This window comes from Bartonella alsatica (assembly GCF_013388295.1).
GTDB lineage: Bacteria > Pseudomonadota > Alphaproteobacteria > Rhizobiales > Rhizobiaceae > Bartonella > Bartonella alsatica.
Window position 1 is genome coordinate 505910 of sequence record NZ_CP058235.1, and the last position, 14147, is coordinate 520056.

10 protein-coding genes are annotated in these 14147 nt (G+C 35.5%); 7 read left to right on the forward strand and 3 right to left on the reverse strand.

Going from position 1 to position 14147, the window contains the following annotated elements:
* Positions 1-313 precede the first annotated feature (313 nt).
* From HWV54_RS02125 to HWV54_RS02135, 3 genes are read left to right on the forward strand one after another with little or no spacing between them, the layout of a single operon-like run.
* Positions 314-1132 (forward strand): MetQ/NlpA family ABC transporter substrate-binding protein, encoded by an 819-nt coding sequence (locus tag HWV54_RS02125; RefSeq protein ID WP_005864649.1) that lies wholly within the window; start codon positions 314-316, stop codon positions 1130-1132.
* Between the two features lie 7 nt (positions 1133-1139).
* A complete protein-coding gene (locus HWV54_RS02130) occupies positions 1140-2174 on the forward strand; it encodes a methionine ABC transporter ATP-binding protein (protein ID WP_005864647.1) in 1035 nt (344 codons plus the stop codon).
* Positions 2167-2826 (forward strand): methionine ABC transporter permease, encoded by a 660-nt coding sequence (locus HWV54_RS02135; protein ID WP_005864645.1) that lies wholly within the window; start codon positions 2167-2169, stop codon positions 2824-2826. Before HWV54_RS02130 ends, HWV54_RS02135 begins: the two co-directional genes overlap by 8 nt.
* A gap of 5 nt (positions 2827-2831) precedes the next feature.
* Here HWV54_RS02135 and HWV54_RS02140 read toward each other — a convergent pair whose 3' ends face one another.
* Positions 2832-3311: a MaoC family dehydratase gene (locus tag HWV54_RS02140; RefSeq protein ID WP_005864644.1), complete on the reverse strand. Its 480-nt coding sequence runs from the start codon at positions 3309-3311 to the stop codon at positions 2832-2834.
* A 166-nt stretch (positions 3312-3477) separates the two neighbouring features.
* Between HWV54_RS02140 and HWV54_RS02145 the strand changes: the two genes are divergently transcribed.
* On the forward strand, positions 3478-4815 hold the full coding sequence (locus HWV54_RS02145) for an NAD(P)H-dependent oxidoreductase (protein ID WP_005864643.1): 1338 nt from the start codon (positions 3478-3480) through the stop codon (positions 4813-4815).
* Positions 4816-5070: 255 nt separating this feature from the next.
* Here the strand turns inward: HWV54_RS02145 and HWV54_RS02150 are convergent, their stop codons facing one another.
* Entirely contained in the window at positions 5071-5409 is a 339-nt protein-coding gene (locus tag HWV54_RS02150; protein WP_005864642.1) for a hypothetical protein, read from the reverse strand.
* 1483 nt (positions 5410-6892) lie between these two features.
* Between HWV54_RS02150 and HWV54_RS02155 the strand changes: the two genes are divergently transcribed.
* From HWV54_RS02155 to HWV54_RS02165, 3 genes are read left to right on the forward strand one after another with little or no spacing between them, the layout of a single operon-like run.
* Positions 6893-7636 (forward strand): creatininase family protein, encoded by a 744-nt coding sequence (locus HWV54_RS02155; RefSeq protein WP_005864641.1) that lies wholly within the window; start codon positions 6893-6895, stop codon positions 7634-7636.
* A gap of 12 nt (positions 7637-7648) precedes the next feature.
* Positions 7649-8677: a CobW family GTP-binding protein gene (locus HWV54_RS02160; RefSeq protein WP_005864640.1), complete on the forward strand. Its 1029-nt coding sequence runs from the start codon at positions 7649-7651 to the stop codon at positions 8675-8677.
* A gap of 10 nt (positions 8678-8687) precedes the next feature.
* Positions 8688-9659 (forward strand): WD40 repeat domain-containing protein, encoded by a 972-nt coding sequence (locus HWV54_RS02165; protein WP_005864639.1) that lies wholly within the window; start codon positions 8688-8690, stop codon positions 9657-9659.
* Between the two features lie 1257 nt (positions 9660-10916).
* Here the strand turns inward: HWV54_RS02165 and HWV54_RS02170 are convergent.
* Positions 10917-14048, reverse strand: coding sequence for an autotransporter outer membrane beta-barrel domain-containing protein (locus tag HWV54_RS02170; RefSeq protein WP_005864638.1), 3132 nt, complete (start codon positions 14046-14048; stop codon positions 10917-10919).
* Positions 14049-14147 lie beyond the last annotated feature (99 nt).

Consider the following 14147-nt stretch of genomic DNA (forward strand, 5'->3'; position numbering starts at 1 on the left):
GTAATTTGATCGCTTGCTTATAACGAAACCAAGCATCACTTAGAAAAGTTTTGAAAGCACTATTGGTTCCCTCAAAAATTATTGTAACATGAGAGCGTGTGCTTAAATTTGGAAGCAAGGATTCCTGCTCATGCATGTTGTTTACACGAAAATGCTTACAATATAAAAAATAATATTATTTTGAATAAAAATGATTGAATATTCTATTAAGCTTTTATACTGTTAAACTCCTTAGAAATAATATAGAGTATATTGGATCCTTCCTCAAAAATCTCTTGGAAAACTTAGAAAAGAAAAAGAAAGACAAACACACATGCGATTATATAACTTATCTTGGAGTGTATCTATAAAATTACTCCTTTTTTTCTTTACATTTTTCTTATCAACTACTTTTTCCATAGCAGGAGACAAATCAAAAATAAAACTTGGTATTATGGAAGGACATGAAGCGACTATTTGGAAAGTCGCTGCCGAACAAGCTAAAAAAACTGGTTTAGACATTGAACTCGTTTATTTCTCTGATTACGCTCTGCCTAACGATGCTGTTAATGCAGGAGAGATTGATGCAAATGCTTTTCAGCACACACCTTATCTTAATAATCAAATTGAACAGCGTGGTTACAAACTTTCAGTTGTCGGATATACATTTCTTACCCCAATTGGTGTTTATTCCCACAAGATCAAGGATATAAAAGAATTACAAAATAGAGCAGATGTTGGTATTCCCAATGACCCATCAAATGGTGGAAGAGCTTTGCTTCTTCTCAATTCTCTAGGCCTCATTAAATTAAAAGATGCTCATGATATTCTTGCGTCACCACTTGATATCATTGAAAATCCTAAAAACTTAAAAATCCGCGAATTGGATGCTGGTATTTTAGGAGGTGCAATCGATGATTTTGATATTGCAATTATAAATACAAATTGGGCTTTGGTATCTAGATTAAACTTACAAAAAGATGCCATTGCCTGGGAAAAAGCTGAAAATAACCCTTATAATAATATCATCGTCGTACGTACCGCCGACAAAGATGAGCCCTGGGTTAAAAAATTGGTTGCTGCCTACAATAGTGAACCGGTTCGGATAAAAATTAAAGAAATTTTTGGTACAACAGCCCAAACATCTTGGTAATTTTTGAATGGAAAAACCCGCTCTTATTTCTTTAAAAAACATCAGCCGTTGTTATAACAAGACGACTGGCACTCTAGCAGTTGATAATCTATCCTTGAATGTCTATGCGGGTGAAATTCTTGGCATTATCGGACGCAGTGGAGCAGGAAAATCAACACTTATTCGCTGTTTAAATGGATTAGAAAAAATTGATGCAGGGGACATCCTTTTTGAGGGAATAAATATTTCAAATTTATCCGAGACAGAATGGGCGCCTTACCGTCAACGTATTGGAATGATTTTTCAACATTTCAATCTTTTATCATCACAAAATATTCTTAATAATATCGCACTACCACTTAAATTAGCAGGCATAAACAAAAAACAACGTCACAAACGTGCCCTTGAACTCATTGAACTGGTAGGATTATGTGGTAAAGAATATTGTTATCCGTCAGAACTATCAGGAGGGCAAAAACAACGCGTTGGGATTGCACGCTCTCTAGCCGCTAATCCTAAAATATTGTTATCAGATGAAGCTACTTCTGCTCTTGACCCTGAAACAACACAATCTATTCTAGAGCTTCTCGCCGATATTAATAACCGTCTTAATCTTACCATTGTACTGATTACCCACGAAATGGAAGTTGTACGCTCCATTGCGCATCGTGTTGTTGTCCTTAATCAAGGACGTATTGTAGAAGAAGGACGTGTAAAAGATATTTTTACTTCACCACAAGATGATACAACCATTGCCATGCTCAAACTTGTCACTCCACAACTTCCTGAAAAATTTGCAAAAAATCTTAAACCCATAGGCAAAGAAGCTGTCATTGAAATCAATATTGCAGGTGCAATTGCTCAACAACCTTTTCTCAATCTTCTGGAAGATGAAACCGGTTTAAGAGCACGTATTTTGCATGGTGGCATTGATACAGTCCAAGGAGAAACTATCGGGCGATTATTCTTAGGTCTGCCCGCCCCAGATAAAGAATCTTTAGAAAAAGCCATTCAGTGGTTGACCGAAAAAGGACGCTATTGTGAGGTTCTAGGTTATGTTTAATGTTCTTTCTCACGAACTCCCCAATGCCGTTTTTGATACAGTATTGATGACGTTAAGTGCCTCTTTAATGGCCCTTATTATAGGGCTTCCACTTGGTCTTCTACTTTATACAACTGCACCTAGAGGGATCTTTGCCTCATGTCTTATCAATCGTCCTTTGAGCATTATCATTGATGGCATTCGTGCCATTCCTTTTATTATTCTTGCATTTTACCTTCTCCCTATTACGCGTATGGTTTTAGGAAGAGGTGTGGGAATGTCTTCTGTAATCTTTGTACTCACAATTTCAGCTATTCCTTTTTATGCAAGAATGGCAGAACTCTCTTTTAAAACAGTTGAAAGTGGTCTCATTGAAGCTGTTCGCTCCATGGGAGCAACTCGTCTTCAAATTATTAGGTACGTTCTTATTCCTGAAGCACTCCCTAGTTTGATCACAGGTTTTACGGTCATGGTCATTTCGCTTATCGGAGCCACTTCACTTGCTGGATATCTTGGTGGAGGTGGTTTGGGCGACATGGCGATCCGCTACGGTTATCAACGTTATAATACCTCAATTATGACAACAGTTATTATTCTTTTGATTATTCTTAATGTCATTATCCAATGGGCTTCGGATAAAATTGTACAGACACTTGACAAAACAAAGCATTAAAAAATTTAAGAATTTGAATACTTCTCCCCAACCATAGTAAGAATAAGCCACTGAGCAGAGAGAGCTGGCTTTTTAAAGTTCTCAATTTCTACCGTCACCTCATAATGAAAAACAACCCGGCCAGAAGGACGAATATCAGCATCATTTAAAACAAAACGAGCTCGCACCCGAGTACCCGTTTTCACAGGGCTTATAAAGCGTATTTTATCAAAACCATAATTAATTCCCATTGTTGTACCTTCCAACTCTGGAAGAGCCTCATAAGCTAGAGTAGACAAAAGTGATAATGTTAAAAAACCATGAGCGATAGTACCACCAAAAGATGTTTTTTTAGCCTTTTCCTCATCTACGTGGATCCATTGATGATCATCTGTTGCACATGCAAATTGATTAATCATATCCTGCGTAACAAGACGCCATTGCGATAATCCTACTTCCTTCCCAACAAAATTGGCTACATCTTGTACTGTTATTTTTCGCTGCATAACGCCATTCCTGTTTTATTTGCTAAAAACTGATACGCCCTCTTGCTTTTATAGAACTCATTGATTAGAGCAATCAATAATAAAAGATAAACTGTCTTAAAAGCAAACGCGCCTTATGAGAAGGAAAATATTTTTTCAGCAACGTAATTTTAAATAGGAAAAAATAATGGCAAGCAATGTCAGTCTAACGGGTTTAGCGCGTGATTTGAAACGACACGCAGAAAACCACCAGCCTATACGTATTGGACTGATTGGCTGTGGAGAAATGGGAACAGATTTGCTGTCAAGTATTGCACATATGGACGGCATAACAATTGCAGCTGTTGCCACCCGAACACCATCCCGTGTTTTTGATGCTGCAGCACTAGCCTATGGCGAAGATGGGCATGTACGTGAAATCAAAAATAGCAATGCCCTAACCCAAGCCATTGAAAAAAATTTAATTGCTGCCACAGACGATATTGATCTCGTTTTGCGCCATGAACAAATTGATATTATAGTTGATGCAACAGGCTATCCTGAAGCTGGTGCAGAAATTGGTTTCAAAACGTTTGAAAATAACAAACATCTTGTCACAATGAATGTTGAAACAGATGTTACAATTGGCGCTTATTTAAAACATGAAGCGGAAAAACGAGGCCTCATTTATACACTTGGCGCAGGTGATGAACCTACTTCCTGTATGGAACTCATTGAATTTGTCTCAGCACTTGGACATAAAATTGTTGCAGCAGGTAAAGGCAAAAACAATCCACTTATTTTTGATGCTACACCTGATACTTATGAAGAAGAAGCATTACAACGTAATATGAATGTTCGCATGCTTGTTGAATTTATTGATGGTTCCAAAACAATGGTTGAAATGGCTGCGATTGCCAATGCCACAGGCCTCCTTCCTGACTGCCCAGGAATGCATGGTCCACAAGCTTCTCTCCAAGATTTAAGCAAAGTCCTTATCCCTAAACGGGATGGTGGTATTTTAAATAAAGATGGTGTTGTGGATTATTCGACAGGTCAAGGAGTTTCTCCAGGCGTTTTTGTGATCGCAGAAATAACGCATCCGCGTTTACGCGAACGTATGGAGGACTTAAAAATTGGTCAAGGTCCTTATTTTACCTTTCACCGGCCCTATCATTTAACGGCAATGGAAGTTCCATTAACCTGTGCACGTATCATGCTTTATGGCAAAAAAGATATGGTGCCACTTAATACTCCAGTAGTAGAAGTTTGTGCTGTTGCCAAAAAAGATTTATATCCTGGTGATCAGTTAGATTTTATTGGACTTTACAGTTATCGTGCTTGGATAATGAGCACTTCAGAAGCACAAGCGCACCATGCCATTCCTTGTGGCCTCCTAGAAAGAGCAAGAGTTACAGCTAAGATTAAAAAGAACGAACTTATTACAGTGCATAATACTGCTATTCGAAAGGACCAATGGATTGCACATCTTCGTACCAAACAAGATCTTTTGCTTAATTATAGTAAATCGTCTACCCGCGCATGAATGAACTCTTGTATCCTTCCAATACAAAACAACCACATACCGTCAAAATAACCGAAACTCCTAATTTTAAAAAAAGAAGAACTAACTGGATAGTTTTATATTTATTTACAGATCCATATTAAAATAAACTAAATTGTCCTCAATATAAAATTCCCCCCCTTCTTCACTAGAGCATAAACTCTTTCAAATATCGATCTTTTAAAAAGAATATGATGATTAACAAATCTACCAATGAAATAGATAAACTACCCAGTTTTAAACTATTATCCCCATAAGTGATGCTAGAGCAGTAAGTAGATTACCCTTGTATAAAGCGAAGAAAGCTGAAGCAATACCAAAAATACCCCAAAATGCTACAAACAAAGTTACACTTACTTTTTCAACTTTACCATAAACGGCTCCGCTCTTTTCTCCAACGCTGTAATCTAGAACAGGAATATCTATCGCTCCAATCCTTGCATTTTTCCCTTCTACCGCAATAGCTCTATTATATTGAGATAAATCCTTTACAACATTTGCCTTAATGGCTACAGTTTGCATAAAACAAAGAATAACTGCTATAAAAATACGTAAACACACAAATTTTTTAAACATATATTATTTCACTCTTCTTTTTATTAATAAAAAATTGAAAAAATATTCAACAATATAAAAAATAAATTTGTATTTAAAATTACTATAACATGGACACTACAATAAAACATATAACACATTATGTGGTATATGTAAAGATATAATTAAAAACTTAAAAAAATAATAGTGATAAAATAATCTAAGTATTATAACCTATATTATTAAAAATTTTACTGAATAAAAGTAAACACTATTAGATACCCTTACCACATTATCTTCGCCAAAAGCTTTGAGAACACCCATTTAAGCACAAAAAAAATAACAAATTCATCAAAAAATTTTAGAAGCAAATCACAAATAAAAGAATTTAAAACTATTTTTCCTCTTTTTTATTAAATTCAAAAGAATATATTATTATGATAAGATATTCACTTATAAATATAATTTATAATTTTCTATATTAAGTGAGAGTACCGAATATAGGAACTCTTTCTCATTTGAACCCTTTTGATTTAGAATTAGAAAAAACTGTTAACTCGTACAACATAGAAGAGTTGATTTTAGATAAAGCCACTAAAATAAAGATTCCATATGCCTTTTATAAACCATTTAAATTAAAAGTGGATATAAAATTAAGATGGTTCATTAATTATACGTTAGAACCATTCTGCATTCTAAAATTGTTTTTCAATATGCAGGACAGCTCCTTCTATTAACCTGTTAGAGTATTTAAAATAACAAATATTACACCATCAAAAAATATAAGTATCAAAAATAATTTTATATAAAAATCAATATCTTACAAACAGTATACACCATGATAACGCAAAGGATCTACGTTCTTAGCCATCTACCTTAACTGTTATATTTTGCAGAAGAACATATAATCGCCTTTCCACCATACTAACTTTAACCAAACTTCCCTCAAATTATCCTACCCATTATGTCAATTTCTTTCATGTTCTCCCCCTCTCTCAAAAAATTGAGAATATGCTGTTAGAAGCGTTTGATCCAACAAACATTTTCACTATTTTGACAGATTCATACATGCACTTTCAACATCTCAGATGTCCCGAGGAAAAAAAGATAGGAATAACTTACTCTTCTATTCCTTGTTTTTTACCTCCTAACAGCACAATTGGCTCAGTCGTAGCTACATCTAAATTTGCATTTTAAACGGATAGAATAGAATTTATTTTGAACTTCGTAATGTGAATTATTCTATAATTCCTAGATATGAACTAAAAAAAACAAGAGAACTTACTAGAAAATCTTACAAAATATGCTTAATCCTTAAATTGAGAACACAATATTATTCATTAAAAATTCAAATAAGCTTTCAATGATATAACACCATTTTAACAAAGTTTCCTTCTCTATTGTATACATATCTGATGTGTAAACGCTCTGAGATTTGCCTTTTTTTGATATATAGATTAAATTAGTAGAAATAACCCCACTATGTTAGCCTCTCTATATCTGTTGATTTTTTAGGCAATAAATTATGATACCGGATATGCCTTTTCTTGCTCTTTTGCCCTTAGGTGCACACGAGTATCATGGAAATCATCTTCCTTTTGAAACTGACTGGATAATTGCGGAAGCTTTTGCAAAAGCACTTACTTTACAAACGGACACCCAATTCCCTATTGAACTTTTACCGGTTGAAAAAATTGGCTATTCAGTAGAACATATGGGTGCTACTGGCACACAAACGCTCACTTTTTCTGACGCTATAGAACGGTGGATAAACATTGGTGAAAACTGCTATCGTAAAGGTATAAAGCGTTTTCTTCTTCTCAATGCCCACGGTGGAAATTCACCCTTAATGAGTATTGTTATCACCGAATTACGAAGACGTTTTTCAATGCTCGCAGTAGCGACAAGTTGTTATCGTTTTGGCCTACCGCAAGGTTTAATGAAACCTTCTCAATACCATCTTGATATCCATGGAGGTTTTATCGAGACCTCTTTAATGCTTTATTTAGCACCCGAAAAAGTACATATGGAGAAAGCAGAAAATTTTCATAATAAGCAAGCTGATATAATGACCAACTATCAGTATTTACGCGCTTATGGTCCTCATGCCTTTGGATGGACAATGCGTGATCTTAATTCGCAGGGAGCAGCAGGCAATGCAAGTGAAGCAACAGCGCAAGCCGGTGAAGCAATTTTCTCTCATGTTCTTTGCGGGCTTCGTGGTTTACTTGATGATATCAATCGTTTTACAATAAACACATTATGCTAAAAAGGCGCAACCATGGAAAAAACGCAAAATACATCCTCAAAACTTCCTGTTACTGTTCTCACAGGCTATCTCGGATCAGGAAAAACCACGCTTCTCAATCGCATTCTCAGAGAAAACCACGGGAAACGTTACGCAGTCATTGTTAATGAATTTGGTGAAATTGGCATTGATAATGACCTTATCGTTGAATCGGATGAAGAAATTTATGAAATGAATAATGGCTGCGTTTGCTGCACCGTACGCGGTGATCTTATTCGCATTTTGGAAAGTCTGTTACAACGCTCTCATCGATTTGATGCCATTATTATAGAAACAACAGGGCTTGCTGATCCAACTCCCGTTGCACAAACTTTTTTTATGGATGATTCCATACATGAAAAAACTGCTCTCGACAGTATCATAGCAGTTGTTGATGCAAAGCATTTTTCGCTCCAACTTAAAAAAAGCCGAGAAGCTGAAGAGCAAATTGCCTTTTCTGATATTGTTTTATTAAATAAAATTGATCTTGTTAGCGCAGAGGAACGTGCACACGTTGAATCGCTCATTCTTGCTATTAATCCTGGAGCTATAATTTATGCAACAGAGCACGCTAATATCTCTCTTGATAAACTCCTCGATCGAGGTTCATTTGACTTACAACGCGTTTTAGATAATGATCCTCATTTTCTCGACCACCAGCACTTAGGCCATGTGTGTGGTCCCACTTGCAATCATGACCATAAATATCACCACACATCCGCTATCCATGACATTACAATAACCTCTGTAAGTTTAAAAACAGGTGCCCTGAAACCAGAAAAGTTTTTTCCATGGATCCAACAAGTTACTCAGCAACAAGGTCCTGATATTTTGCGTTTAAAGGGAATTATTGCATTTCAAGGAGACAATGATCGTTATGTCATTCAAGGCATACACATGATCCTTGAAGGACAGCACCAACGCCCATGGCATGAAGATGAAAAACGTGAAAGCCGTCTTGTTTTTATTGGCCGCACCCTTGATAGTGAAAAACTTAAAACCAGTTTTGAAAATTGTGCATAAGCGAGTAACAATGCCAAGCATTACCAATTACAATCTGCAAAATTATTGCCTTTCCTGCGGTTTTGTTGACAATAAACCAGCTTTTGTTTCGGTCGAAGGTTTAATTATTTTTTTAAATCCAACCCCACAAACCATTGAAGTTCACCAAGGAATAATTTCTAGCTATTTTTCTCATGATAATACAGCTATCATTACAGGTGGAGAAGATGGAAAGGTCTGTCAAACAACAGCAAATGGTCATACAGAAATTCTGGGTAAACAAGAAGGAAAATGGATAAGCAATGTCATTTTTGGACCACAAAAAGTTTTTGCCTTTTCCTCTTCACGTACTACGTTGGCAAATGTCGGCAAAGGACTACAAGAGCTTGTTCATAAACGCAGTGTGGAAGGTCTTGCTTTCGCCCCAAAGGGTTTACGACTTGCCGTTGCCCATTACAATGGTATTACTCTTCATTGGTTATCAACGCAAATACCTTCCACTACATTAGTATGGAAAGGAGCACATTTTGGCGTCACCTTCTCACCAGATAACCGCTATGTGGTTTCTACTATGCAAGAGAATGCCCTTCATGGTTGGCGTCTTAAAGATAATCAACATCTTCGCATGAGTGGCTACCCAAGCAAAGTCAAGAGCTGGTCTTGGAGCTCAAAAGGAAAATGGTTAGCAACATCAGGTGCATCAGCAGCAATTGTTTGGCCATTTCATACAAAAGATGGCCCTATGGGTAAAACACCATTGGAACTCGGCACACGAGCAAATGCACTTGTCAACAAAGTTGCATGCCATCCAAACAAAGAAATCGTAGCAATAGGCTTTAATGACGGAATGATTTTATGCGCACATTTTCACAATCGAGAAGAAATCCTTCTCAAAGATTCTGGAAAAAGCGGAATTTCAGCACTAAATTGGGATCAAACTGGACACAATTTAGCTTTCGGTAGCGAAAATGGGGAATGTGGAGTCATAAACATTACTTCTTAAGAAAAGCACTGATAACAACGTTCACCGTAATGTGAAAACAGAAGAATAATTTTCCAAAGATGATTTTGCATCAAAACCTGATTCATCTCTAAAAAAACAAACGCATAAAACTGCAAAAACCTCAAAAATAACAACCCATTTGTTCTCAAAAATCTCTAGACAAATAACTTACCCCTATGGTTATATCCACACGCATATTTCTAATCCCAGAAGAATAAAACTCAGGATTGTATCATAAATTTCTTTGGCGATATTTGAAAAAAATCTCAGAATACTTGGAAATAACTTAGTAAAAAAGCTTGTAAAACTATCTTTCGAGAAAGTCTTCGGAAAACATCATATGTTTTTTCTAATTTCAGCGCACAAAATCACTTTCTTAAGCTTTCACGCTAATAGTTCTTCCTTTTCTCCCATACTATCATCTAAAACATCAACACCTGCTTTAGGTTTTTTTAAATATCTTTTTACGTCACCGTAGCAAAACAATTTATTTATAAGAATAATTCATTGCCTCATAACTCGAGTGAAAACCATGCATAAAAGTAAGATTCTTTCATTTCAAATCCTCTTATATTGAATTACAAAAATGGTTTGCCTGCATGCCATAAGCGAGATTAGTGTATAAATAAAAATCGTTTTTAGAAAAAACTAAATATATTTCTAATGAATTACTTTTAACGCAAGAGCAGTCATATCATTAGGAGCTAGCAAATATAATAAAAGCGCTAATTTGGGCAACAAGACTAATGCGTTAAAACCCATCTTTTTCAAAATCTATAAAGAAAAAACACAAGAAGTACTTAAAGAAATAACCAAATAGGCATCTTAAAAAATAAGAAACTAAAACAAAGATGCATTTATTGCTTATCTTAATGTATAACAGTATAATGTATTTTATATTTTTATAAAGCAAATCGGCCAAGAAAAACGCCTACTAAAAACAATCCTGTTTCACTTATATTGACAGAAAATATTGACAGAAAAATATCAATGATAAACATATCTTAAAACATGGCATCATTCAAAAGTCTATGAGAATAAAAATGAAATTGCCAATCTATATCTCTATCATTGCTAAAAATCTCAGAGTATTTTATTCAACTATAGAAAAAGACAACACTGTTATCAGACATTTTCAATCACAAATTATAAAAAGTATAACAATACTGTGGTCTTTTTTATTAATAAATGAAATAATCATTTTAATAAAGCCGCAGTATGTGAAACCTTTTATGCAATAATATGCATCATACTTTATCAAAAAAAGTAACGCAAACCCGCAGAAAAATTCGTTCCTGAAAAGCCAGCTTTGGTAAGCTGCTTCTGATATGCTATATCTCCATAAAAGATAATTTTTGAAAATAATCGAGCATTAAAACCAAGCCCTGCTTCTAAGAAAGAACCAAAAGCACCTAATTGGAAACCTTTTTTAAAAGATACAAACTGTCTATCTCCAAAACTATGTGAAAAATAAAGCTTACTATAGACGGAAACAGCATGATCTTCCTTAGATGCTGAAAGAATTTTAGTTAAACGTTCACCAATGCGCACTGTCAATTGCTTAAATTTTCCCATATCAACATCCAAATTATCAATATCACGCACCCGATCAAACTGAAGATTCTGGTAAATAAATTGAACTTGCGGATCAAAAACAAGACCTTTATGCTTTATTGTAAAAGCTTTACCGCTAGTTAATGAAATATTGAGCAGCTTACCCTTTAACGTAGCTGTCTTGCCCCGTGTAAGAGTCCAAACATCACCTCTAAACAGACCATAAGATAATAAACCGTCCATATACAAACCTGTGTCATCCTGCATATTTCCATAAGCGGCAACGGACCATTTATCAAATGAACTCTTTTTGCTTTGCTTAACACGCCGAGGATATAGAGAGAGATTTCCATAACTTCCCATAACCCCAAAGGATGTACGACCATATAAATTCTCAATTGCTTCCAGCAAAACACTTACTTCAAGTGCATTATAATCGAGATCAGCTCCATATCCGTATTTAAAAGCAGATAAATTTGAAACATAATGGTGACTTCCACCATAACCGCGGACAAAAAATGGTGAATCTTCACCGCTCGTCAAAGAATTACGGAAAGTATTTCGCATTATATCCAAATTCTTATTCTGGGTAATAAGATCCATCAAACCAACATAGAATAAAGCATTTGGTAGAAGGAGATAAGTTGGCAATTGCGGAACAACAGCCCTAATTCCTGGATCAGGATGAATACCAGGCTTAACAGGAACAGGAGGTGCAGGTATCACGTCTTTAGGTGAAGGATCTACTGGATCAGAGGGCCTAGACGGAGATGGCATTGGTGAGACAGGTGACAATGGAACAGGTTCAAATTCTTCAGAAGAAGGATCTACTGGATCAGAAGGCATAGACGGAGATGGTATTGGTGAAACAGGTATAGAAGGAATAACCTCGGAAGAATCTGGTTCAGGATCATCATAAACGCCTTCAAGGCGGAAATCCCAAAACTTTCCATCACCTGCAACTAATCTATTCTTCGGATCTGCTTCCCCAAAAGAAGAACCGGGGCCATAACCACGAAGAGAATATTGATAAGGAAGACCATTTACTGTAACATACTCATTAAGTAATTTAAAAGAACCTTCTTGTGCTATTCCAGAAACTTGAATAAGTGAAACACTTTCACTTCCTTCTCCTTCATTCTCCATCTCTGTTTCCGAAATTTTTAGGGAATTTTGCATATCAACAAACGTAGTTCCAGAGACATCTCCATAGATCAAAACGCGATCGGTTTTTTGAGAATCAAACAGGCCATTACTCTTCAAAAATGCACTAAGTTTAATCTGGACATTACCCTGAGCACTGTATGCTTTCTTATCTACTAACTTGTGTAGTTTTTCTGTTTCATCGTATAACGTTGAACTCTCTATGCCATCGTCATTGATGTATCCTTCAACTGTTTTTTTTCCGATGCGTAATGTTTGATAACCATCGGATATATTTTTATTGAAAACAATAGTACTATCAGAAAGAGCTACAGATGAAATCGATGAATCTGTAGAATCAGATTCCTGAGAACCTTTATATTTACTTTGCGTTAGAAACCATGTCGAACCATTAGTTAACTGCAAATCAACAGTAGATATATCCTCAACACGAGTTCCACCTGTGAGAGAAGAATCACTAGCTTTAATAGATATAGAAGAATTATTTTCAGCTTTTAATAATAAATCTCCAGAGATCTTTGTTTCTTTAGATAATTCAATAGTACCTACAACCCCATTACCATCAGTCTCAGTAACATAAATAGCTACACCATCTGGAACTGTCAAAGTTGACTGTGACAAATAAACAAAGGCCTTTCCCGTAATAACTGATTTCGTTTTTAAAAGTTTCTCCTCATCTCGACCTACTAATTCAACTAATTCTTTGGGACCTAAAGAATCGAAATACAGACCACGTGCCCCCTCTCCTTGCACAGAAATAGTTGTTTTTTCAAGCTTAATCTCTGTATTTTTCAAAACATTTGATGAAGCATATTCTTGAACTAACTTGCCATTAGCATCTGCAAAGCCAGAAAAATTCTTAATCAAAAAACCATGCATATCGGTAAGCTGAATAATATTATTTCTCAGATGAACATTACCAGCTTGCTCTACCTCAAAAGCCTCTGGAAGCCTATCTATAAATTTATCATGATAATCATTGTCTTCATCAGAAACTTTAATCCTCTCTTTTTTCCCTTTTCCCGTAATCATCGTTGTATCAAGAAGATATCTCCCCCCGAACCGTGTTGAAAATGAGCCATTCTCCTCAAAAGTAACTGTACTATCTGACATCCTCACTATTGCATTAAAACCACTAATAATACCTACCCCTTTTACCTTCATATCGTCTGGTTCAATCTTAATATTTACAGTAACTAAAGCAATATCAGCTTTTTTCCCTGATGCATAAATAGCGTGTGTAGTGCCCCCAATAGACCCGTTGGTCATCTGAATTTCTCCATTCTGAGCACGAAGACCAGGTACACCCTTAAAATTTGAATCGATTAGATTAAGTGTACCCCCATCTCTTACATATGCACCATATGCAGAAACGTATTCTAAATTATTACCCAAAACAGTTATCTGAGACGCATCAAGAATGGTACCTTTATTTTTTACATAGATGGCAGCAATGGGAGCAGATTCAGGAGAATCTCCCTGATAATTTTCTAAATGATAGACTTTGTTTTGAATTGTATGTTTTTGACCATCACTACATGTATAAAACTGAGCATCTGGGCTACACAAAGTATCAGACGCCTTAACATTGACAATTTGTAAAAAATGAAAAACAGCCGCTATCGCTATGAAAATAGACAAAAAAATATGATTGCAAAACACGTTAATCATTACTCTTCTTTACCCTCATGCCTCTAAGAAAAATCCCAATAAATATCTTAAAATTCAAGAAATATAAAAAAAGAGTTGTATTAAAGAATTGTATTAATT